The organism is Spongiibacter taiwanensis (assembly GCF_023702635.1).
Lineage (GTDB): Bacteria > Pseudomonadota > Gammaproteobacteria > Pseudomonadales > Spongiibacteraceae > Spongiibacter > Spongiibacter taiwanensis.
In genome coordinates this window covers 535,446-560,311 of the sequence record NZ_CP098455.1, presented here as the reverse complement: position 1 = coordinate 560,311, position 24,866 = coordinate 535,446, and the positions used below count along the sequence as shown (strand labels likewise).

General features: G+C 56.7%; 20 protein-coding genes. 17 read left to right on the top strand and 3 right to left on the bottom strand.

Features of this window, described 5'->3' with window-relative positions; translation table 11 throughout:
* Positions 1-146: 146 nt before the first annotated feature.
* Positions 147-1,082, bottom strand: coding sequence for a LysR family transcriptional regulator (locus tag NCG89_RS02755; RefSeq protein ID WP_251088246.1), 936 nt, complete (start codon positions 1,080-1,082; stop codon positions 147-149).
* A gap of 177 nt (positions 1,083-1,259) precedes the next feature.
* Between NCG89_RS02755 and NCG89_RS02750 the strand changes: the two genes are divergently transcribed.
* From NCG89_RS02750 to NCG89_RS02730, 5 genes are all read left to right on the top strand, one after another.
* Positions 1,260-2,675 carry an acetyl-CoA carboxylase biotin carboxylase subunit gene (locus NCG89_RS02750; RefSeq protein ID WP_251088245.1) on the top strand — a complete coding sequence of 472 codons (1,416 nt, stop codon included), beginning with the start codon at positions 1,260-1,262 and terminating at the stop codon, positions 2,673-2,675.
* 37 nt (positions 2,676-2,712) lie between these two features.
* The gene (gene oadA / locus NCG89_RS02745; RefSeq protein ID WP_251088244.1) at positions 2,713-4,524 is read left to right on the top strand and encodes a sodium-extruding oxaloacetate decarboxylase subunit alpha; all 1,812 of its coding nucleotides are present in this window, start codon (positions 2,713-2,715) and stop codon (positions 4,522-4,524) included.
* Positions 4,525-4,841: 317 nt separating this feature from the next.
* Positions 4,842-6,530 (top strand): hypothetical protein, encoded by a 1,689-nt coding sequence (locus NCG89_RS02740; protein WP_251088243.1) that lies wholly within the window; start codon positions 4,842-4,844, stop codon positions 6,528-6,530.
* A gap of 212 nt (positions 6,531-6,742) precedes the next feature.
* A complete protein-coding gene (locus NCG89_RS02735; RefSeq protein ID WP_251088242.1) occupies positions 6,743-8,128 on the top strand; it encodes a hypothetical protein in 1,386 nt (461 codons plus the stop codon).
* A 3-nt stretch (positions 8,129-8,131) separates the two neighbouring features.
* Entirely contained in the window at positions 8,132-9,079 is a 948-nt protein-coding gene (locus NCG89_RS02730) for a 1-aminocyclopropane-1-carboxylate deaminase/D-cysteine desulfhydrase (protein ID WP_251088241.1), read from the top strand.
* Here NCG89_RS02730 and NCG89_RS02725 read toward each other — a convergent pair.
* Positions 9,029-9,829 (bottom strand): DUF1853 family protein, encoded by an 801-nt coding sequence (locus tag NCG89_RS02725; RefSeq protein ID WP_251088240.1) that lies wholly within the window; start codon positions 9,827-9,829, stop codon positions 9,029-9,031. The genes NCG89_RS02730 and NCG89_RS02725 overlap by 51 nt on opposite strands.
* Before the next feature lie 320 nt (positions 9,830-10,149).
* On the opposite strand from NCG89_RS02725, the gene NCG89_RS02720 reads away from it, so the two are divergent.
* The 6 genes from NCG89_RS02720 to NCG89_RS02695 all read left to right on the top strand — a co-directional run bounded on the left by NCG89_RS02720 (position 10,150) and on the right by NCG89_RS02695 (position 16,576).
* Positions 10,150-11,043 carry an NAD(+) kinase gene (locus NCG89_RS02720; RefSeq protein WP_251088239.1) on the top strand — a complete coding sequence of 298 codons (894 nt, stop codon included), beginning with the start codon at positions 10,150-10,152 and terminating at the stop codon, positions 11,041-11,043.
* Positions 11,036-11,887: a rhomboid family intramembrane serine protease gene (locus tag NCG89_RS02715; RefSeq protein WP_251088238.1), complete on the top strand. Its 852-nt coding sequence runs from the start codon at positions 11,036-11,038 to the stop codon at positions 11,885-11,887. Before NCG89_RS02720 ends, NCG89_RS02715 begins: the two co-directional genes overlap by 8 nt.
* Before the next feature lie 122 nt (positions 11,888-12,009).
* The gene (locus tag NCG89_RS02710; protein WP_251088237.1) at positions 12,010-12,288 is read left to right on the top strand and encodes a YeaC family protein; all 279 of its coding nucleotides are present in this window, start codon (positions 12,010-12,012) and stop codon (positions 12,286-12,288) included.
* Positions 12,289-12,291: 3 nt separating this feature from the next.
* On the top strand, positions 12,292-13,128 hold the full coding sequence (locus NCG89_RS02705; protein ID WP_251088236.1) for a DUF2797 domain-containing protein: 837 nt from the start codon (positions 12,292-12,294) through the stop codon (positions 13,126-13,128).
* An 18-nt stretch (positions 13,129-13,146) separates the two neighbouring features.
* On the top strand, positions 13,147-15,801 hold the full coding sequence (gene pepN, locus NCG89_RS02700) for an aminopeptidase N (RefSeq protein WP_251088235.1): 2,655 nt from the start codon (positions 13,147-13,149) through the stop codon (positions 15,799-15,801).
* Positions 15,802-15,946: 145 nt separating this feature from the next.
* Entirely contained in the window at positions 15,947-16,576 is a 630-nt protein-coding gene (locus NCG89_RS02695) for a phosphoadenosine phosphosulfate reductase domain-containing protein (RefSeq protein WP_251088234.1), read from the top strand.
* Between the two features lie 54 nt (positions 16,577-16,630).
* On the opposite strand, the gene NCG89_RS16855 is transcribed toward NCG89_RS02695, so the two are convergent.
* Positions 16,631-16,759: a hypothetical protein gene (locus NCG89_RS16855; RefSeq protein WP_285236386.1), complete on the bottom strand. Its 129-nt coding sequence runs from the start codon at positions 16,757-16,759 to the stop codon at positions 16,631-16,633.
* Between NCG89_RS16855 and NCG89_RS02690 the strand changes: the two genes are divergently transcribed.
* The 6 genes from NCG89_RS02690 (at position 16,758) to NCG89_RS02665 (ending at position 24,784) form a co-directional block, all read left to right on the top strand.
* A complete protein-coding gene (locus NCG89_RS02690) occupies positions 16,758-17,783 on the top strand; it encodes a quinone-dependent dihydroorotate dehydrogenase (protein ID WP_251088233.1) in 1,026 nt (341 codons plus the stop codon). The genes NCG89_RS16855 and NCG89_RS02690 overlap by 2 nt on opposite strands.
* Positions 17,783-18,442, top strand: coding sequence for a MarC family protein (locus NCG89_RS02685; protein ID WP_251088232.1), 660 nt, complete (start codon positions 17,783-17,785; stop codon positions 18,440-18,442). The genes NCG89_RS02690 and NCG89_RS02685 overlap by 1 nt, the downstream gene beginning before the upstream one ends.
* Positions 18,443-18,640: 198 nt before the next feature.
* Complete coding sequence (locus NCG89_RS02680) at positions 18,641-19,954, top strand: ABC1 kinase family protein (protein WP_251088231.1); 1,314 nt, start codon at positions 18,641-18,643, stop codon at positions 19,952-19,954.
* Positions 19,955-20,157: 203 nt separating this feature from the next.
* A complete protein-coding gene (locus NCG89_RS02675; RefSeq protein ID WP_251088230.1) occupies positions 20,158-21,369 on the top strand; it encodes a sensor histidine kinase in 1,212 nt (403 codons plus the stop codon).
* 27 nt (positions 21,370-21,396) lie between these two features.
* The gene (locus NCG89_RS02670; protein WP_251088229.1) at positions 21,397-23,073 is read left to right on the top strand and encodes a sensor domain-containing protein; all 1,677 of its coding nucleotides are present in this window, start codon (positions 21,397-21,399) and stop codon (positions 23,071-23,073) included.
* Positions 23,074-23,293: 220 nt separating this feature from the next.
* Positions 23,294-24,784 (top strand): DUF3336 domain-containing protein, encoded by a 1,491-nt coding sequence (locus NCG89_RS02665; RefSeq protein WP_251088228.1) that lies wholly within the window; start codon positions 23,294-23,296, stop codon positions 24,782-24,784.
* Positions 24,785-24,866 lie beyond the last annotated feature (82 nt).

The window sequence follows — 24,866 nt, the reverse complement described above, 5'->3', positions numbered from 1 at the left end:
GCTGTTGGTATCCCTTGGCGGGATTTACGACTGGCGCGTAGCCGGGTGGTTCCGTGGCCGGTATGAAGTTGGTGCAGATTGGCGGTGCTGGCGCGGTGGCGATGCTCGGCTGTATTGGCTACCTGCACCAGCTTGTGCCGCGGGCCCTATGGCCTTTGATTCAGGAGAGCATCCGGGGTGTGGAGCGTGTTGAGAAAGGCATTGGCTAGGGGGTTGAGATGTTTGCCTCGGGGATAGGCGCTGCACCAAGAGCGACGAATAGGAAAGCTGCTGACCGCGAGCTGGATCAGTTGCTGGCGGCGCAAGCTCTCCTCAACAAGGGGGCGAGGCAATATGGCGTATTCATCGGCGTCGCCTGCTTGGCTGAGAAGGGTGGCCAAGATGGTCTGGTGGCTGCCCAGCTGGCGTGTTCTCTGCAGGATCAGGCTGTTTTCCCGGCAAAAGCTCTCGAATATTTGCCGGGTGCCGGAGCCGGGTTCGCGACAAAGCAGGCGATGGTCGAGCAGGTCGAGGAGGCTGAGTTGCGTACTGTGGGCCAGGGGGTGAGTGGGTCGTGCCACGGCCAGTAATTGATGCTCGGCAAAGGGGGTGTAGTTCAAGCTGCGGTCGCCCGGAACCTGGGTCATGATCGCCAGATCGTCGAGGTTTTCCTGCAGCCGTTCCATCAGCCGCTGGTGATTTTCCACATGCAGAACAATTTCCGCTTCTTTGTGTTGATGGCAAAAGGGCAGGATGTATCTGGGCAGTAAATACTCCGCGCTGCTTTCAATGGCGATGCTCAAGGTGCCGGACAATTTGCCATGCAGTTCGGTGAGCTCAATTTCCAGATGGACCAGTCTTTGCTTGATCTCTCGGGCGGCCCGCTCGAGCAATTCGCCCGGCGCGGTGAGATAGAGCTGGCGACCGATATAGTCAAACAGGGGCTGCTGGACCAGTTCTTCCAGGCTGCGCATCTGGCTGCTCACCGCGGGTTGGGTTAAGGCCAGATGATCGGCGGCCTTGGAGTAGCTGCGGTGTTGGCACACGGCTAAAAAGACGTCGAGCTGGCGCAGTGTGAGGCGATTCAAGTAGCTGGGTTGCATGGAAACTGGCCTGACGGATGCGTTTTTGAAATATAAGTAATTCCTTATGGTGCTGTAAATTATTATTAATTTTTTATTGTGATGGCTTTTGGCTAGGGTATTAGCAAATTCAGCGCCTGTGGGCGACTCCGCCCAATGGTGGGGTCGGTATTGGCGGCGTGAACAGGGAGCGCGGGAATGTTAAAGAAAATCCTCATTGCCAACCGCGGTGAGATTGCGGTGCGAATTGTTCGAGCATGCGCCGAAATGGGCATTCGCTCGGCGGCCATCTACACCGAACCGGACCGGTTTTCGCTCCATGTTAAGCGCGCGGATGAAGCCTATAACGTGGGCAGTGACCCCCTTGAGGGCTATCTCAATCCTCGCAAGCTGGTGGCTCTGGCGGTGGAGACCGGCTGCGATGGTCTGCATCCCGGCTACGGTTTTCTGTCTGAGAATGCCGAGCTGGCGGAAATCTGCGCCCAGCGGGGCATTGTGTTTATTGGCCCCAGCAGTGAAGTGATCCGGCGCATGGGTGACAAGACCGAGGCCCGCCGGGCGATGAAAGCGGCCGGTGTGCCGGTTACACCCGGCACGGAAGACAACCTGGCCAATGAAGACGAGGCCGCCAAGGTCGCCGCCGATATTGGCTACCCGGTGATGCTCAAGGCAACCTCGGGCGGTGGCGGGCGCGGTATTCGTCGCTGTGACAGCGAGGCCGATTTGCGTCGTCAGTTTGGTCGCGTCGTCTCTGAAGCCACCAAGGCTTTTGGCAGGGCGGATGTTTTTCTGGAGAAGTGCATTGTTAATCCCCGGCACATCGAGGCCCAGATCCTCGCCGATAGCCAGGGCAATGTGATTCACCTGTTCGAGCGGGATTGCTCTATCCAGCGGCGCAATCAGAAGCTGATCGAAATTGCGCCATCGCCCCAGCTTACGCCTGAACAGCGGGCCTATATCGGCGATCTTGCGGTGCGCGCGGCGGAGGCAGTCGGTTATGAAAATGCAGGCACGGTCGAATTTCTTCTCGCTGACAACCAGATCTATTTCATGGAAATGAACACGCGGGTGCAGGTCGAGCACACCATCACCGAGCAGATTACCGGGGTGGATATTGTGCGGGAACAGATTCGCATTGCCTCGGGCCTGCCCTTGTCCTACCGCCAGGAGGACATCTCTTACCGCGGTTATGCCCTGCAGTTTCGGGTGAATGCCGAGGACCCCAAGAACGATTTTTTGCCGAGTTTCGGCAAGATCAGCCGCTATTACGCGCCGGGTGGGCCGGGTGTGCGCACCGATACCGCTATTTACACCGGCTACAGCATTCCGCCTTATTTTGATTCGATGTGCTTAAAGCTCATCGTATGGGGGCTGACCTGGGAGGAGACCCTGAATCGGGGCGAGCGTGCTCTGAACGACATGCGGGTACAAGGGGTGAAAACCACGGCGGCCTACTATCAGCAAATCCTGAAACACCCGGATTTTCGCGCTGCCAAATTCGACACCAGTTTTGTGGAAAGCCACCCCGAGCTAACCCAGTACTCGGATAAGAGTCGCCCCGAGGAGGTCGCCCTGGCGGTGGCCGCCGCGATTGCCGCTTACGCCGGGCTGTAATGCCTGACAATCAAACATTGCCGCAGAGAGTCTCACCATGAGCAAAGCCAAAGCAGTCAAAATTACCGATGTTGCCCTGCGCGACGGGCATCAATCCTTGATCGCCACCCGCCTGCGTACCGACGACATGCTGCCGGTGTGTCCGGAGATGGACGAGGTGGGGTTCTGGTCCATGGAAGTGTGGGGCGGTGCCACCTTTGATTCCTGCGTGCGCTTTTTGAAGGAAGACCCCTGGGAGCGTCTGCGCAAACTGCGCGCTGCCTTGCCCAATACCCAGTTGCAGATGCTGCTGCGTGGCCAAAACCTGCTGGGCTATCGGCACTACGCCGATGACCTGGTGAAAGCCTTTGTGCAGAAGTCCGCCGACAATGGCATGGATATTTTTCGTATCTTCGATGCCATGAATGATGTGCGCAATCTGGAAACGGCGATTGCCGCTGTGAAGGAAACCGGTAAGCATGCCCAGGGCACCCTGTGTTACACCACCAGCCCGGTCCACAACACCAAAACCTTTGTGAAGCAGGCCAAAGCGATGGTCGCCATGGGGGTCGACTCGATAGCCATCAAGGATATGGCGGGCCTGCTGACCCCGGATGCCACCGCCGATTTGGTGGCGGCACTGAAAGATAAATTCGATGTGCCCATCGCCTTGCACAGCCATATGACCTCGGGGCTGGCCGGCCTGTGCCAGCTGCGCGCAATTGACGAGGGCGTGGATATCATCGATACCGCAATGGCAGCCTTCGCCAATGGCACCAGCCACCCGGCTACCGAAACCATGGTGGCCGGCTTGAAAGGAACCGCCAGAGATAGCGGGCTGGACCTTGAGAAACTGCAGAGCGTGAGCAAAAAGCTCTGGGCGGTGCGCAAGAAATACCATCAGTTTGAGAGTGAGTTCACCCGGGAAGATGTCAGCGTTCAGATCAATCAGGTGCCCGGGGGCATGATGTCGAATCTGGCGAATCAGCTGAAAGAGCAGGGCGCGCTGAATCGAATCGATGAGGTCTTTGCCGAAATTCCCGCAGTGCGAAAGGATCTGGGTTATCCCCCTCTGGTAACACCAACCTCACAGATTGTCGGCACCCAGGCGGTGATGAATATTCTTGCTGACAAGCGATACACCACCATCACCAATGAGGTGAAGCGATATTTGCAGGGCCATTATGGCGCTGCGCCGGCAGAGGTAAACAAGGAATTGCGCGCTCAGGCGATCGGCAGTGGTGAGGTGATCGACGTGCGTCCCGCCGATTTGCTTCCCCCTGAACTAGACAAACTGCGCAAGGAAATTGGTGACCTGGCAGAGGGTGAAGAAGACGTGCTGACCTACGCCATGTTCCCGGACCTGGGGCGGAGCTTTTTGGAGCAGCGTCGGGACGGCAGCCTCAAACCCGAAGTGCTTGAACCCCAGGCGGGTGCCAGTCGGCCCGTTGGCGAAGGCGGCGTGCCGACGGAGTTTGTGATTGATGTTCACGGCGAAAGTTATCAGGTGGCGATCACCGGAGTGGGGATCAAAGGCGCCGGCAAACGCCACGTGTACATGACCCTGGATGGCATGCCAGAAGAGGTGGTGTTTGAGGCCCTGAACGAGTATCAGGCCGAGGGTAGCAGTGGCCGCAAGCAGGCCAGTAAGCCCGGCCACGTCAGCACCAATATGCCGGGCAATATCGTTGAAGTGCTGGTAGCCGAGGGCGACACCGTGAAGGCTGGCCAGGCGGTGCTGGTGACCGAAGCCATGAAGATGGAGGCCGAGGTCCAGGCGCCCGTGGCGGGCAAAGTGGTGAGTATTTATGTTGCCAAAGGCGATCGCGTGACCCCGGGCGAAGTACTGTTGGAGATCGCGCCGGAATAACCGCGGGGCGGTTGCCTGAATTAAATAGAAAAAAATCACCGTCGAGGCTTGCAAACGTTAATGATAATAAATATCATTAACAACAAGTCGCCGGTGGTGGTTAATGTCTCCCCCTCGTTTCACACGCCATTGCCGGTGGCTTGTCTCTCCGTATTGACCCCAGTCGACGCTGTCGGCTGGGGTTTTTTTATTGCCGAAGTTACACCGCATCTGGCGACGGCGGCATGGAAAATTGCTTTTGCTCATAGGCTGTGATTTTATCTTGCCGGTCTGGCCAAGGGAGGCTGGTCGAATACAAAGCACAACAGGAGGTGCACATGCGTCAGAAAAACCTGAAGGTTTTTTTATTATCTTTTCTTTTCCTTTTCGCTCTCTCTGCCTGTAACGACGATAGTAAAGGCAGTGGCGGTAGCTCTGGGCCAGAAACGGCGACACCCGCTGTTGAAAGTGAGCATGCCAATCTCGCGCTTTTTGGCGACATCGACCCAAACAAAACCACGGAGGCTGGCGAGTCTCAACCCTCTCTTTTACTCGATGATGAAGATATCGATTATTCGGCATTCGGGATGCAATTTGTCAATGTGCAGGAGCCTGCTGTGGCTCAGGCCGAGGGCGATGCCACTCCGACGTCTGATGCGGTCGATGAAAAGCTTCAACTAGTTCGCTCGGCGCTGGAGGAGCAAGGTGCCTCGGTAAACGAACTGGTCAATCGCAATATTTCTGGCATTCAAGCCGCTGTCAGCTTGATTGTGCTTGATGTGGAGTTTGCCGGAAGCGCCTACACGAGTTCGGCAATCCGTAACCTACTGCTCGATCAGTTTGGCTCCGATGCAAATGTTGCCGTGTTGCCTTCAGGCGGAGCGGCAGGTCGTGAGTTTCGGGTTAGCATGGCATTTTGGCAGCTCGACGATCAGCTTTTTACTTGGCTAGCGGTATTTGCCAGCAGCTTCGCCGAGCAGGTCACTCGAACCTATGGCGACATCAATAACGGTTCTGCGGTGATGACCGCGGGCACCGCTGCAAATTTGGTCGACAATTCCCAGAGCTTCAGTCAGAACGAGGAGGCCAGCAATGCGGCGGATATTCTTTGGGTTATCGATAACTCGGGCTCAATGTCTGAAGAGCAACAAAATCTGGGCAGCGGAGTAGACCAGTTTTTCGATAGCTTGATCACGGCGGGTGTGGACTTCCATTTGGGCGCCACCACGACGGATTCGGGATTTTGCACCGCACTGACTGAATTGCCTGACGGTTCTGGCGATCGTTTCATTTCTCCTGCCACCGTCAATGGGAAGGCAATGTGGAGTCATGAAGCGGAGGGAGAGGCCCCTTCCGGAATTGCGCGCCCCGGCGCAAATGGTAGCGGCTCCGAAACCGGATTTTTCTGCGCTGATCAGGTGGCCCTCGGCGATTTTGATCGAGAAACGGCGCCAAATATCGCGGTCTTTGTTTCTGACGAGCCGGAAAATGAATCGGTTTATGAGGTTAAACCCCACGGTGCCGATTCCATTTATGTGGCTCGAAATTTCAACACGTACAAACAAGTTTTTACCGCGAGTGGTACGACGTTCTTCGCCATTGTCGGCCCGTCGGAGCAGACCCGAGACACCTTTGAATCTCCGATGCCGTCGGGCGAAGGTTACGATTGCGTGGGTGATGGCGGGTCGGCCAGCGGCGGCGCACACTACCGGGATATCGCTTTGAGTACGGGGGGCAGCGCCTCTTCAATTTGCGCCAGTGCAGATAGCTGGAACGTGATGTTCGAGCAGGTTATTCAGGCGGCTACGGGCCTCGCCAGTAGTTTTCAGTTAGATTTCGTGCCTTTGGCTTCCACGGTTGAGGTGACTGTCGATGGTGTTGCTGTACCGCGGGATGTGGGTCACAGCAATGGCTTTGACGTGCTTTACAGTAATCAGGGAGCAGCGCTTGTATTTTATGGTGATGCGTTGCCCCAGGCGGGTGATGAAATCTCCGTTACCTACCAATCACTCCCCCCAGCGCCCTAACGCGTAGTCCTTTCTCTCGCAATGCCCCTTGCTGCCTCAAAGGTGGGGAGGGGCATGGTACGGAACGGGAGGAGGCTGATATTTTGTGTCATAGCGCTTCTAGAGAATCTGGGGCGCTGTTGTATTTGGCAAAACGTGGTTGGTGTCGTTGTTTATCCGGATAAGCCCCCCCTATAATCAGCATGTTGCAGAGATAACAAGGGGACAACTTCTTGGGTGCCATTACCGAAGCCGTGGTGTTTTTCCGTGAGGGTAGCATCGTCAAGGAGATGTATCTGTCCGAGTTTGAAGCCGTGTTGGATGAGGTGGTCGGCATTAATGACTTTGCCGGCGACGAGGTCCACGCGGTTTTTTTGCAGGTTAACTCCCAACTGAAAATCACGGCTGCGGTTTTCTTTTTGATTAGTTTCGATGCCCGTGGCCGGGTTTCCGGTAGCTGGAATATCCCGTTACGTCATCTGATGGACTATGCCTCCCTGGGCCCCGATTTAGGCGGCGGGCCAATCAAAGTGGCGTGTTATAGCGCTTGTCCGGAAGACTGGTATAAGAACCAGCTCTGGGACCCGGATATGACGGAGGGCAAGACCTTTCGTCAACTCAGCGCGGCCATTGAGCGCAACCGTTTGGGGATTTTGAGTGAGCGCAGTGCGCCGGTACATCAGCCCGTCGCTGCCCAATTTTTTGATGGTTATGCCGGGTCTTCTCCAGATCAGGCAAGCCCTGCACCCACTCCGGTGTCCCCGCCGCAGCCAGCATCCGCGCCGCCGCTGCAAACTCAAGCCAAGCCGGCAGGGCCGGTGTTTAACCGTCGTTATCGCCAAAAGCGCAAGGCCTTGATCGCCCGGTATCGACTTGCCATGGCGACACAAGCGCAGGAGCTGCGCAGACGGCGCGAGTCCCTGGAATTGCGCCAGCAGGAGCAGCTCCAGCAGCGCGATACGCAAATTCTGGCATTGCAGACGGAATTGGAGGCGCTGCGCCAGCAGGATAAAAACACCGAAATGTTGCTGCACCGGGCGCGCAAGCAGATTGAAGACACTTCCCGGGAGATGGAGTCGGCCCTGTCGAAGGGAAGTGGTGAGCACAGTGCACAGATTAGTGCCTTGCGTGATCAGTACGCGCGCGAGCGAGACGAGCTTTTGGCGGAGCAGAAGCTGAAGTACGAAGGCCTAATCCAGCGGCGTGAGGAAGAGTTGTTTGCCAGGGCCACGGAGATCGTCGAAATTCGCGCCCAGCTCAGCGAGGTCAAAAAGCAGAATCATGAGTTGATGCTGAGCAGCGGCGACAACGTTGTTGATGAAATGGCAAAGAAGGGAATTGTCTTCGTTGCCTACCACCCCGGTATCGAGCATTTGCTGATCGCCCGGGATGATATGCCTGAGTATCTGGCTGACCCAGTCGCTTTTGCAGCGCAGCGCTGTGAGGTATCGGTGGAGCATTATAAGGAGTGGCTGGCCCACTACCGCCTGCCTATTTGTCGTGCTCTGGAAGAGGGGCACTATTGCGGTCGTCCGGTAGACAAGGTGCTGCGGCCGCGATTATTCCGCGCCGGCGAGGGGGATCGTTGCACTGCCCATCGCCACGGGGTCCAGGAATAACACTTGCCTGAAAGAAAACTGCACGGGGAGGGGGGCTCTCCGCTGCAACAGACTCGCCTGGCTGGACGCAGCGTCGATGTCCTTCGATTGGATCAGCTCGGCGGTCTCGCGCCGGGCAATAAATGGTTCAAGCTGCGGGAAAATCTCCGCGCCGCCCGCGCCCAGGGGGCGAAGACCCTGGCCAGCTTTGGCGGGCCCTGGTCGAACCACCTTCATGCCCTGGCGGCCTGCGCGCAGGAGGAGGGCTTTGCGTCTGTGGGCTGGGTGAGGGGCGAGGCGGATTCATCGATGACGTCGATGCTTGCCGATGCCCGGGCCTGGGGAATGCAGATCCGTTTCTTAAGCCGCAGTGATTACCGCCGCCGCCATGACCCCCAATTTATCTCGACTTTGGTGGCCTCCCTGGACGCTCCCTATGTGCTGCCCGAAGGCGGTGCCAACGAGCTTGCCGCCCGAGGTTGTGCCGGGATTCTGGATTTGCTTCCCGATGGCGGGCGGGACTATGACCTTATTCTGGTGGCTTGTGGAACGGGCACAACCCTAGCCGGATTGGCGGGTGCTTATCAGGGCAGGGCGCGGCTTATTGGTATTCCAGTCTTAAAGGCTGAAAAGTTTATGGCCGCTGATATTGCCCGGCTGATCGGCCCCCCGGCGGGTCAGGGGGCGCGTTGGCAATTGGATTTTCGCCATCACTGGGGACGCTACGGAAGTATGCCGGCGGGGCTTGGTGAGTTTGTGCGCGCCTTTGAGGCTGACGCGGGAATTCCCCTTGATCCGATCTATACCGCAAAGCTGTTTTACGCGGCCCAAACCCTTATCGCCACCGGTGAAGTGGCTGCGGACGAAAAAATGCTTCTGCTGCACACTGGCGGTTTGCAGGGGCGGCGAGGTTTTCCCGGCTTATTCGGCGACGGGGCCGAGTTCTTGCCACAGGTCAGGGCACAAGAATAAAAACCCACCCGAGGGGTGGGTCAGCATGATAGGGCGTGCGCGGGCGAGATTGAGGTGGCGCAGTGTCAGCGCTTCGGCCTGTTGAAAGGTAGCGCCCAGCCAATCCGGCTTTGCCAGGTAGCGCCACTCTTGTCGCTGCCCCCATTGCATGAACTCAGAAACCGTCATCCACTCACCCTGGGGGTGATCTGCCAGAAAGTCCTCGGTTGCTTCTGCGGTGTGGCGACGGTGCCGAAACAATCGGCCGCTCAACTGCAGTTGCCGCTTGTCGACGCAAATACCCGCTGCTTGAAGGCTCTGCTGCGCCGCCTCAGTGGAGGAAAGGGGGAGTTGATGAGTGACAAGGCGGTGGATTTTTTTGTCGAGTCGGTCGGCCTGATTTGGACCGAGCCAGCCGGTATACGGCGCGGCGTTGTGGAGCGATGGGGCATACAGGTAGAACTTGACGGCCAGCTCCAGGTGAATGGTTTGTTCACTGGACAGGCAGCGATAAATGACATCGAACTCTCCCAGGGTGCGCCCCTGTTGGCGCACCGCAAAATTGTGGCAAAGGAGCTCGGTCTCGGGGTCCTGGTCGAGAAAGAAATGCCACAGGCTTTCGAACAAGAGCCCCAGTCGTGGGCTCTGATTGCGCGCGGCCAGGAACTGGCGCAAGGGGCTGTCGTCTTCGTCCAGTTGGCACAGCCAATCGGCGCGATGTGGGGTTAACGGCAGTTTTGGCGCGCAAATTGAAGTGCCGTCGAGGCACACGTCGTTAATCAGAGCGGATTGAAAGCAGCTCCAGGCGAGGCTTCTTACCAGCGCTGAGCGGTAGGGCAGCGGTGCGGTGTAAATGATCGGACCCTCGGCGTTGCCCCGGCAGCATCCGGTAGCAGTCGATTGAATTCTGGGTCAGCCTAACTAAATTGCCGATGGCAGACCAGCTTCGGGCTGAGGGGCTGGCGCAAGGGGCGCCTTATCTGCGAGCATCCAGTGTCCTGTCCGGCAGCTGAGCCGGTCCTAAAACCGGGTGAGTAGCTTTCTTTCTCACGCATCTGGTTATAATGGCCACCCTCTTACGGCGTAGACTTATGGAAAATTTTCGCAATATCGGAGTAATGGGGCGGGAAGGCAACGGTGTGGTGGAAACGCTGCGGCGGCTGCTGGTGTTGCTTGAGGGCCGCAATGTCACCACGGTCCTTGATGAGAGCCTGTCCCCTTTATTGCCCGACCATGGCCTGCGGGTTTGCCCCCGTAAAATGATCGGAGAAATCTGCGATCTGATCATTGTTGTGGGTGGTGATGGCAGCCTGCTCGGCGCAGCCCGAAGCCTGACCCGGCAAAGTGCGCCAGTGCTCGGCGTAAACCGCGGACGGCTGGGGTTTCTCACCGATATTTCCCCGGGGGAAATTGAAAGTCAGATCGGCGCCGTGCTGGACGGTCACTATGTGACGGAAAAGCGGTTTCTGTTGGACGTGGAGGTGATGCGGGACGGCGCCCGCATCGGCCGGGGTGATGCGCTGAACGATGTGGTGCTGAACTCAGGGACCTCTGGCCACATGATGGAATTTGAGCTGTTTGTCGATGGCGAGTTTGTCTACCGGCAACGCTCAGACGGCCTGATTGTGTCGACCCCCACAGGGTCAACGGCCTACTCGCTTTCTGCCGGGGGGCCGATTATGCACCCGCGTCTAGATGCCATCGTTATTGTGCCGATGTTCCCCCATACACTCAGCAGCCGCCCCATTGTGATTGGCGGTAACAGCGAAGTGAAAATGGTGGTGTGCGCCAGCAATGTGGTGAACCCACCGGTGACCTGCGATGGTCAGGTGAAAATCACAACCCAGCCTGGTGATGCCATTTACGTGCGCAAAAAGCCCCATAAACTGAAGCTTATTCACCCCCTCGGCCATAGTTTTTACGCGAGCTGCCGGGACAAGCTGGGCTGGGGCGGACACATGCCGATAGAGCCAAGCGATGACTGAACGAGTTGCGTTGCGCGAGCGTCTTGAACGCGATCTTAAAGGCTTCTCTCGCCTGCTGTGGCAGGCCGGTTTGCCCCACCGCATTTCAGAAGAGCGCGGCGAGCAGGTCGTTTGGGTGCCGGGGGAGGATGAAGCCGAGCAGGTCCGGGCCCTTTACCAGCGCTTTAACGATGGTGAGCTTGCCGCCGTCGAGATTGTCGATGCCCCGGTTGCCGCCAAGCGGGGGCTGTTTCGCCACAATTTGGCTGCCTTGCCGGTGCTCGCAGTACTGTTACTGCTGAGCGTTTGCGGTGGCGTGCTGGCCTGGCTCGACCGGGATTTCCAATGGTTGACCTGGCTCAGCTTTTACAAGCTGAGCATCTTTAATGGCCAGTTGATGGGGGAGTGGCCCAGCGATCAGCCCTGGCGGATCATCACGCCAATTTTTCTGCACTTTGGGCTACTACACCTGGCCTTTAACAGCCTGTGGTTGTGGGAGCTGGGCGGAATGATCGAACGCCGTCAGGGCAGCCTGCGGATGATTGCCATTGTGCTTTTGGTCGGCGCCGGATCGAATATTGCCCAAGCCATGGTTGGGGTCAGCCTGTTCGGCGGCATGTCTGGCGTGATCTACGGCTTGCTGGGTTATATTCTGGCCTGGAACAAACTTGCGCCGTCGCGGCCCTTTCCGCTCGTGCCGGGTGTGGCGATCGCCATGTTAATCTGGCTTGGTCTGTGTGTGGTGGGCTTTGCGAGCCTGCTCGGCGCGGGCGATATCGCCAATACGGCCCACATCAGCGGGCTGATTCTCGGCCTGGTGCTGGGCGCGGCTGCAGGCTGGTTTTCGCGCCGGGCATCGGTCTGATTACCGACAAATCCCAAACTGCCGCTGGCAGCGTATGACTTTGGTATACTGCCGCTCACCAAGGGCGCCTCGATGGCGCCGCCGGCAGTCATGTCCTCTCTACAATCCTGGTTAGACACCCGATGAATTTTCAGCAGTTAATCGACAACCTCAACCCCGAAATCTATCAGGCATTAAAACGTGCGATTGAAATAGGAAAATGGCCCGATGGCCGTACCCTCAGTGCTGAGCAGCGCGAACATTGCATGTCGGCAGTCATCGCCTACGACCTGAAAATGCACAAGGAAGAACAGCGGGTTGGGTATATCGATCGGGGCCATAAAGCCGAGGGTGAGCTGTGCGGCGACGATCATGAGCATGGCAGCTCGGACGACCCCCAAACCCTGAAGTGGGCTGATTGATCCATGGCGTTGACGGAAATGGCCGGTGCCGTGGCCAAGATGAAAACCGCGCTGAATGAGGGGGAGGCCCAGTACGCCCTGCCCCTCGGCGACGAGTTACTGTCCATGAATGAGCGCATCGGCCGGCGACTGCGGCTGCATTACTCCGGGCAAATCAATTGCGTGCACTGTGGTCGGTTGAGTAAAAAGAGCTTCAATCAGGGGTATTGTTACCCGTGCTTTCAGCGTCTGGCTCAGTGCGATAGCTGTATTGTCAGTCCGGAAAAGTGTCATTACTTCGCCGGGACGTGCCGGGAGCCCGAGTGGGGTGAACAGCACTGTATGATCGACCACATTGTTTATCTGGCCAATTCCTCTGGTGTGAAGGTGGGAATTACCCGAGGGACCCAAGTGCCCACTCGTTGGATTGATCAGGGCGCGGTAGCAGCATTGCCTATTTTTCGGGTGAGTAACCGCCTCCAGTCCGGGCTGGTCGAGACTCTTTTCAAGGCTCATGTGGCGGATAAGACCAGTTGGCAGGCGATGCTGAAAGGCGAGCCCGAGCCCGTCGATTTGCATCAGCGTGCTGCCGAACTTCGTCAGGCCTGCGAGGTTGAGCTCGCTGCGCTGACTAAGGAACAGGGTTTGCAAGCCATCCAGCCTCTGGATGAGGCCGAGGCACTGGAGATCCGTTATCCGGTTGAGGCGTATCCGCGCAAAGTCAGTTCCTTCAATCTGGATAAAACCCCCTCGGTGGAAGGCACCTTGATGGGGATTAAAGGCCAGTACCTAATTTTCGATACAGGGGTAATCAACATGCGGAAATACGCGGGTTACCACCTGGTGGTTACGGAGTCCTGAGGGACAGGAGAGATATTCATGCGCGACGCGCAGCCTCGCACCATTTATCTGAAAGACTATCAGCCCCCCGCGTTTTTAATCGACGAGACCGAGCTGAGTTTTGCGTTGGGTGAGCAGCACACCCAGGTGCGCAGCCGTTTGCGGCTGCGGCGAAATCCCGCGGTCGCCGGTGTTCAGGGGCTGGAGCTTCACGGTTGCGACCTGGAGTTGCTGTCTTTGGCGATTGATGGAGAGGAACTTGCCGAGGGGCAGTGGCAGATCAATGGCGAGCTGCTGCAAATCGCCGAGGTACCCGATGAATTTGTACTGGAGTGTCACACGCAGATTTATCCGCAAAATAACACCTCGCTAGAGGGGCTGTATAAATCCTCGGGCATGTTCTGCACCCAATGCGAGGCCGAAGGTTTTCGCAAGATTACCTATTACCTTGACCGGCCTGATGTGATGTCGGTATTCACCGTGACGGTTGAGGCCGACGCGACCCGATATCCGGTCTTGCTCTCCAATGGCAACTTGGTATCTGCCGAGGACATTGGCCAGGGGCAACATCGCGCCGTATGGCACGACCCCTTTCCCAAACCCGCGTACCTGTTTGCGCTGGTGGCTGGGGACCTCGCCGTGGTGGAAGACGGCTTCACCACCGCCTCTGGTCGGGAAGTTGAGCTGAATATCTACGTTGAGGAGAAAGACCTCGATAAGTGTGACCATGCGATGGCGTCGCTCAAAAATGCCATGCGCTGGGACGAAGAGGTCTACGGCCGGGAATACGATCTGGATATTTTCAATATCGTGGCCGTCGACGACTTCAATATGGGGGCGATGGAAAATAAGAGCCTCAATATTTTCAACACGTCCTGTGTGCTGGCCAAGCCCGAAACCACCACCGATATGGGCTTTCAACGGGTTGAGGGTGTGGTTGCCCACGAGTATTTCCACAACTGGTCTGGCAACCGGGTGACCTGCCGCGACTGGTTTCAGTTGAGCTTGAAGGAGGGCTTCACGGTATTTCGCGATGCGGAGTTCTCGGCGGATATGGGCTCCCCAACCGTAAAACGGGTTGAAGACGTTACCCTGCTTCGCACCGCCCAGTTTGCCGAAGATGCCGGCCCGATGGCCCACCCTGTGCGGCCCGATTCGTTTATTGAAATATCCAATTTCTACACTGTGACCGTGTATGAGAAGGGCGCGGAAGTGGTTCGGATGATCCACACCTTGCTGGGCGCAGAGAACTTCCGGAAAGGCAGTGACCTCTACTTTGAGCGCCATGACGGTCAGGCAGTGACCTGTGAGGATTTCGTGGCGGCAATGGAGGCGGCAAGTGGCATCGATCTGGGTCAATTTCGCCGTTGGTATTCCCAGGCGGGTACCCCGATTGTGGAAGTCAGCGGTACCTTCGATGCTGATCGAGGCAGTTACGCCCTGACGGTGAAACAAAGCTGCCCACCGACACCGGGCCAGCCGACTAAAGAAGCCTTCCATATTCCTCTGGCCATGGGCTTGATTGGCGAGGCAGGGGCATTACCCCTGAGCTTGGAAGGTGTGCCTGCCGATCCGGATACCGCCGACAATACGCAGCGGGTGCTGAACATCACCCAGCCGGAGGAGACCTTTGTCTTCACGGGGCTGGCTGAGGAACCGGTTCCCTCTTTGCTGAGAGGTTTCTCGGCGCCAGTGAAATTGCGCTTCGGGTATAGCCGTGCGCAATTGCTCCGCTTGATGCGCAGTGACACCGATGGTTTCTGCCGTTGGGATGCCGCTCAACAACTGGCGGTGATGGAAATTGAGGCGGCGGTGGCTGCCCTGCAGGCAGACCAGCCGGTGAATGTGGCTGATGATTTTGTCGGTGCCTGTCGAGCGCTGTTGGCGGACGACGCACTGGATCCGGCCATGGTTGCATTGATGCTGCAGCTACCCTCGGAAGCGTATTTGGCCGAGCTGTACCATCCCGTGGATGTGCATGCATTGCACCAGGCCCGGGATGAGGTGCGCTTGGCCCTTGGCAAGCAGCTAAGCGAGATCTTGTGGCAGGTATACCAGCGCTGTCAGTCCGATGAGCCCTATGCCCCAAGCGCTGAGCAGATCGCCAGACGGAGCCTGAAGAATTGCGCGTTGTCCTACTTGATGCGCGCCGGGGGAGAGCAGGCAGTCGCTGCGGCCGTCGCCCAGTTTGAGAACAGCAAGAACATGACTGACCGATTGGCTGCGCTGACGCAGCTGGTCAACAGCCCAGCCGAGTACAAGGCCCAGGCCTTGCAGCGTTTTTACCAGGATTGGCAGCATGAACCCCTGGTGATTAACCAGTGGTTCCAGGTGCAGGCGATGTGCCAGCTGCCGGGTACGCTGGAGAAAGTCCGCAGTTTGATGGGCCATCCGGCCTTCGATATCCGCAACCCGAATAAAGTCAGAGCCCTGATCGGCGCGTTCTGTGGCCAGAACACGGTGAACTTCCATCGTGAAGATGGCGCCGGCTACGCCTTCCTGGCTGACCAGGTGATTGACCTGAATCGCAGCAATCCGCAGATCGCCTCCCGCCTGTTGGTGCCACTGACCAAGTGGCGCAAATACCTGCCGGCGGTGCAAGGCCGAATGAGGGCGGAGCTGGAGCGCATCATGGCGGAGCCCGCCCTGTCCAACGATGTGTATGAGGTGGTCTCGAAGAGTTTGGCTGAGTAGGTGCGACAAATCGGTGCTATAAAAAGCGAGATTGTTATAACTATATGCTTTAATGTTATAACTGTATGATTTTTATAGAAAAATATTCTCTTTTTCGGCTGTTGTGGTAAAGTGGCGGCCCGTTAAGCCAACGATAGCACTGAGCATGAATCTCGACCTGGAGCAACTCAACAAGGAATTGCGCGATAAATCTGCCGCGGACATCATCCGCTGGGCAGTCGGTTTGGGTGAGCCAATGATGGCTTCCACCAGCTTTTCGCCCAATTCGGCCGTGATGCTTAAATTGGTGACCGAAGCGGCGCCTGCTATGCCAGTGGTGTGGGCGGACAGCGGCTACAATGTTCCCGACACCTATCGGGTGGCCGAGCAGCTGATCAAGTTGCTCAAGCCCAATCTGAAGGTCTACATTCCCGAGATGACCGCCGAGCGGCGCAATGCGCTGATGGGTGGCATTCCCCATCCGGATGACAATCCCGAACTGCACAAGGAGTTCACCCGCCAGGTAAAACTGGAGCCCTTCGACCGTGCCTTTAAGGAGCTGGCGCCCAAAATTTGGGTGACCGGTATTCGCAAGGAAGAAACCGCTTTCCGTCAGGGCTTGGATATTCTGTCCTGGGATGGCCGCGGCATTCTCAAGGTGGCGCCGATTTTTTACTGGAGTGAGCAGGACGTGCTGGATTACATGCAGTCCCACCAGCTTCCCAGCTGCAAACACTATTTTGATCCCACCAAGATTGCTGAAAATCGCGAGTGTGGGCTTCATACCTCGGCCTGAACGTGCTGATGGCGCGACATGGCGCGCCGGTGGTCGTGGCTCGGGTAGGGCATATCATCCTGAATAACCGTCATCGGCCGCCGGTTTCTCATTGAGGACCTTGGCGATCGGGTGATATCCCGCTTTGTTTGCCAGCGCAGTTTTGGGTATCCTTCCCGCTTCCCAATGAAGGTCGAATTTCATGTACAGCTTCTTGCGTCGGGCGCTGTTTTGCCTGCCTCCCGAAATGGCTCACACCGTCTCTCTCACCGCCATGTCCTGGCTGGATCGACTGGGGCTCAGCGGCCTGATCGCCACCACGTTGCCCCCTCAGTCCAAAGAGGTAATGGGCATTTTGTTTCCCAATCCGGTTGGGCTGGCCGCGGGCCTGGATAAAGATGCACGTCATATTCGCGGTTTAGCGTCGTTGGGGTTTGGCTTTATCGAGGTCGGTACCGTGACCCCAAAGCCCCAGCCAGGCAATCCCAAGCCGCGCCTGTTTCGCCTGCCCGCTGCCGGGGCCATTATCAATCGGATGGGCTTCAATAACCGCGGCGTTGAGGCGCTTGTGGAGTCGGTGACGCACAGCGGATACCGAGGCGTGCTGGGAATCAATATTGGCAAGAATAAAGATACCCCGGCCGAGCGAGCGGTCGACGATTACCTGATTTGCCTCAAAGCCGTGTATCCCCACGCCAGCTACATCACAGTGAACCTGTCCTCGCCGAATACGCCGGGGTTGCGCGATTTGCAATTTGGGCAGCCTCTGATCGATCTGCTGTCCCAGTTAAAAGATGCCCAGTCGGCACTGGCGGCTTCCCATAAGCGTTATGTGCCGCTGGTGGTCAAGATTGCACCGGACATGGCTGACGACGACATCCGTCAGGTGGCCAAGGTTTTTCTGGATCAAAAAATTGATGGCGTTATTGCCACCAATACCACCATCGATCGCGCTGCTGTGCAGGGTATGCGTCACTGCGACGAGGCCGGCGGGCTCAGCGGTGCGCCGGTTCGCGACAAATCGACTCATGTCATTCGCGTGCTTGCCGACGTGCTTGCCGGGGAGATTCCCATTATCGGTGTCGGCGGGATCAGTGACGGCGCCAGCGCCGCAGAGAAGATTGCCGCCGGGGCATCGTTGGTGCAACTCTACACCGGGTTCATTTACGAGGGACCATCGCTGGTGGGGGAGAGTGTGGCGGCGATTGCCGAGCAAGAGGCGCGTTAATGGCGTTGAGCGGCTTGCTAGAAAGCGTTTCGATTTCTGTCGCAACCTTTTTTGCGATGGTTGGCCCCATCGATGTGGCAATTATGTTTGCCGCCTTGTCAGGGGGGATGACCGAAGCGGCACGGCGCCGGGCGGCGATTCCCGCGGTATTGATCGCCACCGGGATTTTGCTTGCCTTTGCGCTGCTCGGAGAGTGGGTTCTCAATATGATGGGGATTTCGTTGGCGGCATTGCGCACGGCAGGTGGCGTGCTCCTGCTGTTGATTGGTATCGAGTTGGTTTCGGCCAAATCCTCGGGCGCAACTGGTGCTACCCGTGAGGAGACTCGGGAGGCTGAACAGAGTGAGGATATCAGTGTTTTCCCGCTGGCAACGCCGCTGATCGCCGGCCCCGGTGCCATTGGTGCGGTCATTCTGCTGATGGCCCACGCCGAGGGGCACTTGCTGGAGCAGGCCGGTGTGGTTGCCAGCCTGGTCTTTATTATGGCCATCACCCTGGTTTGTTTGCTGCTTGCCAGTCAACTGCAGGACCGACTGGGGGTAACGGGTGCCCACATGATCAGCCGGGTCTTCGGCGTGCTGTTATGCGCATTGGCGGTGCAGTTCCTGTTTGATGGTATCGCGGAGAGCGGTTTGCTGCCTGCGATTAGCCCCTCCTGAGCGGGTAATTTCTTCGATATTCCCCGGGCGGTCATAGTCTCGACGCGGGATTTGTGATTACCTAAACGCGCTCCAAGCAGTGGGTGTTAATTTCCGCTAGCTGCGCTGCTGTAGCACGGTGGCGTGGGCAACCCCTTGGCCCGGCACCGGCAGTTTTCCATGGACGGCGATTTTCGTACTCAGGAGATGATGGGACAGATGATTCCAAACAGACAATCCATTGTGAAAGGCGCCGCATCGCCCCAAATCGGTGTCGCCGAACTGGGTGTGCGTGGATCCTGGCGGATGGCGCAAACTTTGGTGGCGGTCTACCCGCGAGCCTTGAAATGGCTGGTTCAATGGCGTCGTCCGACGCCGGCGGAAGTGCGTGAGTTGTTCGAAGCCCTCGGTGCCACTTATATCAAGCTGGGGCAGTTTATCGCGAGCTCACCGTCAATCTTTCCTGCTGCCTATGTGGAAGAGTTTCAGCGCTGCCTAGATCAAACACCCTCGTTGCCCTTCGGAAAAATTCGGCAGATTATTGAGCAAGACCTCGGCCAACCCTTGTCGGCGGTGTTCTCCCATATTGAGCCCAAAGCCCTGGCCTCGGCATCGATCGCTCAGGTTCACGCCGCGCGACTGATCACCGGTGAGGATGTGGTTGTGAAGGTGCAAAAGCCCGGCGTGCAGGCGGTGCTGACCACCGATATGAATGCGGTCTATCTGGTCACCCGCATTTTCGAGCTTATTTTGCCCAATACTGACAAAGACGCGGTAGCGGGACTGGTTTCGGAAATGTACCAGTCAATGATAGATGAGTGTGATTTTCGCAAAGAGGCCGACAATCTGGATGCCTTTCGGCAATTTCTGAGCGATCAGCGCAATACCGCTGTGGTGGCGCCCAAGCCCTATCGACAGGCTTCAGGCGCGCGGGTGCTGACGATGGAGCGCCTATACGGCACAGCCCTGACCGATCAGGGAATGGTATCGTCCAAGGCCGACCCCGCCGAAGGCTTGTTTAACGCGCTTAATACCTGGTTTGCCAGTCTGACCCAATGTGCTTTCTTTCATGCAGATTTGCACAGCGGCAACCTGTTGTTGCTCGAAGATGGCCGGGTGGGGTTTATTGATTTTGGCATGGTGGGCAGAATCAAGCCCGAGTCGTGGCAGGCGATGTTTAGCCTCTTTATGGGGGTGAGCGAGCAGAATTATTCGATGATCGCTGAGGCGATGGTAGTGGTGGGCATCACCCGGGACGAAGTCGATGTGGCCGCCCTCAGCGCAGATATCGAGCGCCTGTTTGTCGGAATGAATGACCTGGAGCCGTCGGCGGTGTTGGGTAACGGCGCTGGCGATGGCATCAATCAATTGCTGACGGATCTCGGTGCTATTGCCCGCGACTATGGGATTCGCTTCCCCCGCGCATTTACCATGCTGCTCAAGCAGTTCCTGTACTTTGATCGTTACATGGAATTACTGGCTCCGGGAGCGGATATTTTTCGCGACGACCGGGTGGAGCTGTTTTTGCGCTGACGGGCAATCCCGACTCCCCAGGTAGGTAATTGCCACGATAGGGCGGCCTACCTGCCGTGCTACATTCGTTTCAAGTCTGCCAAGCGGATCGATTTGCTCAAATAAAAAAGCTTGGCAAACCGACAACACATTGCGCCATCAGTGAAAAACGGCGAGTCTATTGGCAGTGCTCCCTGGACTTACTACATCAGGAACAGATCTTCATGGTCGAACGGAAATTATCCGAAGCGGCGCCAGAGCAGGGGGAATATTCCCGGCTACTGGCTGACTATGCCCAGCTGGATGGCGCCAGCAAGGACCACTGGAAGGTCCTGATTGTTGATGACGAAGATGAAATTCATGTGGTGACGCGCTTGGCGCTTCAAGACTTCCACTTCGGTGGGCGCCACCTGGAGTTTATCAGTGCCTACAGCGCCGAGCAGGCGCGCAGCGTGCTCCGGGCGCAACCCGATATCGCGATCATTTTGCTCGATGTGGTAATGGAAACCGATGATGCAGGTTTGGCAATTGCCCGATTTATTCGGCAGGAGCTGGGCAACCATTTTATCCGCATTATTCTGCGGACCGGCCAGCCCGGCATTGCGCCAGAACGGCGGGTGCTAAAGGTCTACGATATTAATGACTATCGGGCAAAGACGGAGCTCACCCAGGATCGCTTGTTTTCCGTTATTTACACCGCGCTGTCGTCCTACCGGGACTTGATTGCCCTGGCCCGTAGTCGCCATCAGCTCATCGGCCTGGTCAATGAAATTGAGCAGTTATCCCATTTGGCTGCTCGGGATTTGCAATTGCCATTGGTGGATATCGTCAGCAGCAAACGCAAGATCGATCTGGATGACCCGAGTGTTGTGCCTGAAGCCCTGCGCCAGGATCTGGGCGAAATTTTCTGCAATATCGATCATATGCACTCGGCGCTGAATAAGTTGGTGGCCCTGACCTCGGCCGGGCGTTTTAATGAGGTGCGTGAAACGGTGGATTGCAATGCGGTGATCAGTGATGTGCTTGTCAATCTCCGGCAGCAGTTCGAGACCAGTCACGCCAATTTACATTGCGATACCTTGCCGTCGCTCTACGCGTCGCGTCGGCAGATTGTTCAGCTATTTCAAAATTTGATCAGCAATGCCATCCGCTATACCGAGGGGCGCGCGCCGGAAATTCATATCAGCGCCCAGTCCTACGAGCGCAACTGGCTTTTTTCTGTTGCGGATAATGGCCGGGGCATTGAGGCTGAGCATCACAGCGGTTTGTTCAATCTTTTTCACCGCGATAACGGTGGCAGCGGGGTAACCCGCGAATCCGGGGTGGGTCTGGCCATCTGCGAGAAGATCGTGCGCTGGCACGGCGGCAAAATTTGGTTGGACTCCGAGCCGGGTAAGGGGTCGACCTTTTTCTTCACTATCCCGCTTGCTAAGTAGCGACCTCGTCACGGGGGGTAATCAGCGATGTGGGCAACCTGGGTGTTGGGCAGTTTACATAAGGGGATGGTATGTCTCGATCTCGAGGGCAATGTCCAGCTTGTTAACGCTGCCGCCGAATCGCTGCTGGCCGTCGGCGCGTCGGACGTTATCGAGCAGGATTTTTTCTCCGCCTTTGAACCTCGCCGAAGTGATGGCGAGGTGGCCTCGCTGGCCGATTTACAGCAGTTGGCGGAAGGGCAGGGATGCACCTTATATCTACCCCAGTTCGGCGGTAAAGACGGCTTGCTGGGATGTGCTATCCCGCTGACCGATGAGCACCGGCAAGTGCGTGGCTTTGCGCTTGAAATCCAACAATCCCATGTCGATGAGGTCGTCAAGCCGACGGGCAGTGCGCCTGAGGGCGGCGATGACGCGTTTATCACCACCCGCCGAGTATTTGAACGGCGGCTCGAGAATCTGGTGGACGATGCGCTGACCAGTTCGCGGACTCACGCGTTGCTGTACATTGATATCGACCAGTTCCGAGTCGTTAACGATACCAGCGGTCACACAGCCGGGGACAAACTGGTCCAAATTGTTGCTGCCAGTCTGGAGAACGAACTGTTGGTTGGCGACGAGATCAGTCGCTTGGGCGGCGACGAATTTGGCGTCTTGCTCAGTAATGTCGATACCTTCGAAGCAAAGGCGGTGGCCAATCGGCTGGTGAAGGCCGCCAAAAAGATTAAGTTTCACTGGGGCGGAATATCTCACAACGTTTCCATCAGCATTGGGGTGGTGCTGATTAATGACCGCAGTGTGGATCAAGGAACGGTGATGAGTCAGGCGGATATTGCGGTCTATTCCGCCAAAGACAGTGGTCGGGGGCGGTTGCACCTGTATGACGAGCAGGATCAGCAGCTGCACCAGCTTCATACTGATATGGACTGGGTACACCGAATTCATCATGCCCTGTCAAAAAACGAATTCCGCCTTGTGAGTGAAAAAATCATTGCATTGCAGCACGGTGGCGCCGATGAGGATATTCACTACCAGGAGATTCTCGTGCGCATGCACAGCAACGGTGAGTTGTTGCGACCGGGGCAGTTTATGCCAGCGGCGGAGCGCTTTGGCTTGATGCCGCAGATCGATCGCTGGGTGATCAAGAATTTCTTCGATTTTTTGCAGAGCCGTCCCGACATTAGCAAGCAAAATGCCCTGTTCTCGATCAATATCTCCGGCCAGTCCCTCTGCGAGGAGTCTTTCCTCGAATTTGTGTACCGCTATTTGCAGCGGCCCGGAATCAACCCCCAACTAATTTGTTTTGAAATTACCGAGACGGTTGCGATTACGAACTTCAAGGTGGTTTGCGACTTTATCGCCCGGGTTCACGAGTTAGGCGGGCGCTTTGCGCTCGATGACTTTGGTACCGGGATGTCGTCCTTTGGCTACCTGCAGGAGTTGCCGGTGGATTTTGTCAAAATCGACGGCCTGTTTGTCCATGATATGGATACCAACGACATCCATGAGGCGATGGTCCGGTCTATCAACGACATCAGCCGCGTGTTGGGCAAGCGCACCATCGCCGAGTTTGTTGAGCGCCCGGCAATCATCGAGCGACTGCGCAAACTCGGTGTGGACTTCGCCCAAGGCCATTATCTGGGAATGCCGACGCCATTGGATCAGCTGCAACTGGGTTGGCCCGGTTTGTTGGGGGATGGTTAAGTAGAAGTAGACTCGCTTTTCTAATTTTCTCCGGCTTTCTCAGTTCCTTTTAGATATAATCCGATTCGGCGAATTTTCTGGCTTTTCGCTACCAATTAATAAATTTTTAAGTTCGGGGCCGGATTATTACAATCCCTTATGGCTTCGGTCTACGCGATTAGCTAGAGTGAGGCATTGGGTCGAAAAGCCCCCGCGTGGTTTTGGTAAAGAAGGGTGTAATGTGAAGAAACTTGAGAAAAAACTGGATCAGGCAACCAGTTATCAGGAGTGGAAAGCGCTGGCCCTCGAGCATGACCGCTGTTCGGGCAGAGAACATTGGAAGAAAATCGACAAAACCAGTCTGTATGACTATGCCTCCATCCGCTCCCGCCTGGAGCGGCTAAAATATTTTCGGGCCAATGAAGATAACATTGGTCTGCTGTTTACCCTCAATGAGGGCATTCACGGCAATATGGGCGGGATGGGTAAGCCTGTTCTGTATAACCGGGCAAAGTTTGGTACCAAGCAACTCATCCAGGATTATGTGGATGAGATTACCGATGCCCTTGATCACCTGGCCCGGCTGGAGGGCGACTGTCCGAGTTTTCTGGAGCGGCTCGACTTTTTTCGCCGTGCCAATAAATGCTTTGGTCAATCGGCGCTGATGCTCAGTGGCGGCGCGGTGTTGGGCAACTTCCATGTCGGGGTAGTCAAAACCCTGCTGGAGCAGAAGCTGCTGCCCAATGTCATTTCGGGCTCCAGTGCGGGCTCATTGCTCGCGGCGGTGTTGGGCACCCGAACCGATGAGGAGCTGAGCCGTTTTCTCGATACCAATAATCTGCTCAAAGATTTACTCCATGAAGAGTCGGAAGTGGTTAATCAGGGGCGCAATGCGTCGCCGCGAATTAATCACCAGGTTTTGAAGGAAAAAATTGCCAAGCTGATCCCTGATCTCACCTTTCAGGAAGCTTTTGAGAAAACCGGGCGCCACATCAATATTTCTATCTCACCCTCAGATGTTCACCAGACCTCGCGCTTGCTCAATGCCATTGCTTCGCCGAATGTTTATATTCGCAAGGCGGTATTGGCCTCTTGCGCGATTCCCGGCATTTATCCGCCAGTCATGCTCGAGGCGAAAAATGTGCATGGTCACCCGCAGCCCTATCTCGCTACGCGGCGTTGGATTGATGGCTCGCTCAGCGACGACTTGCCTGCCAAGCGCCTGGCCCGGCTGTACGGGGTAAACCACTTTATTGTGAGCCAGACAAACCCGCTGGTGTTGTGGGCGGTGCACGACGCTAAATCCCAGGGGAGCAGCGTGCTGGGCGCAGCGCGGCAGATTGGTGCGCGCACCATTAAAGAGTGGTCGAAGGTCAGCAGTAATCTGACCCGCCGGTATTTTAAAAACTCGCCCCGGGTGCGTAGGGTGGCCAACCTGGTGTATTCCGTGATCAATCAGGAGTATACCGGTGACATCAATATTATTCCCCGCTACCGTTTCTTTGACCCCCGGCGCCTGTTAACCGAGGTGAACGAGGAGGAGCTACTGCAATTTATTCGCGAGGGTGAGCGAGCAACCTGGCCGAAAATTGAGATGATCCGGGTCAGCACCAAGATCAGCCGAAAATTGAGCGAAATCCTGCAGGTCTACGAGGCCGAGGAGGTTACCCGCTTGGGGCAAGGGCATCACCATCTCGGTGGGGAAATGGCACGGAGCAATCGCTCCGCCTGATCGCTAGGCAATATGGCGCGATAGACCAGTCCTGTAGCCAGGGCTGGTTTTTTTTGAATTCCGGAAATATACTGCAGGGGGT

What these genes read in the sequence shown, in the direction of transcription:
- NCG89_RS02755 (WP_251088246.1), bottom strand. Translation starts at nt 1,082, where the DNA reads ATGCAACCCAGCTACTTGAATCGCCTCACACTGCGCCAGCTCGACGTC.
- NCG89_RS02750 (WP_251088245.1), top strand. Translation starts at nt 1,260, where the DNA reads ATGTTAAAGAAAATCCTCATTGCCAACCGCGGTGAGATTGCGGTGCGA.
- oadA (WP_251088244.1), top strand. Translation starts at nt 2,713, where the DNA reads ATGAGCAAAGCCAAAGCAGTCAAAATTACCGATGTTGCCCTGCGCGAC.
- NCG89_RS02740 (WP_251088243.1), top strand. Translation starts at nt 4,842, where the DNA reads ATGCGTCAGAAAAACCTGAAGGTTTTTTTATTATCTTTTCTTTTCCTT.
- NCG89_RS02720 (WP_251088239.1), top strand. Translation starts at nt 10,150, where the DNA reads ATGGAAAATTTTCGCAATATCGGAGTAATGGGGCGGGAAGGCAACGGT.
- NCG89_RS02715 (WP_251088238.1), top strand. Translation starts at nt 11,036, where the DNA reads ATGACTGAACGAGTTGCGTTGCGCGAGCGTCTTGAACGCGATCTTAAA.
- NCG89_RS02710 (WP_251088237.1), top strand. Translation starts at nt 12,010, where the DNA reads ATGAATTTTCAGCAGTTAATCGACAACCTCAACCCCGAAATCTATCAG.
- NCG89_RS02705 (WP_251088236.1), top strand. Translation starts at nt 12,292, where the DNA reads ATGGCGTTGACGGAAATGGCCGGTGCCGTGGCCAAGATGAAAACCGCG.
- pepN (WP_251088235.1), top strand. Translation starts at nt 13,147, where the DNA reads ATGCGCGACGCGCAGCCTCGCACCATTTATCTGAAAGACTATCAGCCC.
- NCG89_RS02695 (WP_251088234.1), top strand. Translation starts at nt 15,947, where the DNA reads ATGAATCTCGACCTGGAGCAACTCAACAAGGAATTGCGCGATAAATCT.
- NCG89_RS02690 (WP_251088233.1), top strand. Translation starts at nt 16,758, where the DNA reads ATGTACAGCTTCTTGCGTCGGGCGCTGTTTTGCCTGCCTCCCGAAATG.
- NCG89_RS16855 (WP_285236386.1), bottom strand. Translation starts at nt 16,759, where the DNA reads ATGAAATTCGACCTTCATTGGGAAGCGGGAAGGATACCCAAAACTGCG.
- NCG89_RS02685 (WP_251088232.1), top strand. Translation starts at nt 17,783, where the DNA reads ATGGCGTTGAGCGGCTTGCTAGAAAGCGTTTCGATTTCTGTCGCAACC.
- NCG89_RS02680 (WP_251088231.1), top strand. Translation starts at nt 18,641, where the DNA reads ATGATTCCAAACAGACAATCCATTGTGAAAGGCGCCGCATCGCCCCAA.
- NCG89_RS02675 (WP_251088230.1), top strand. Translation starts at nt 20,158, where the DNA reads ATGGTCGAACGGAAATTATCCGAAGCGGCGCCAGAGCAGGGGGAATAT.
- NCG89_RS02670 (WP_251088229.1), top strand. Translation starts at nt 21,397, where the DNA reads ATGTGGGCAACCTGGGTGTTGGGCAGTTTACATAAGGGGATGGTATGT.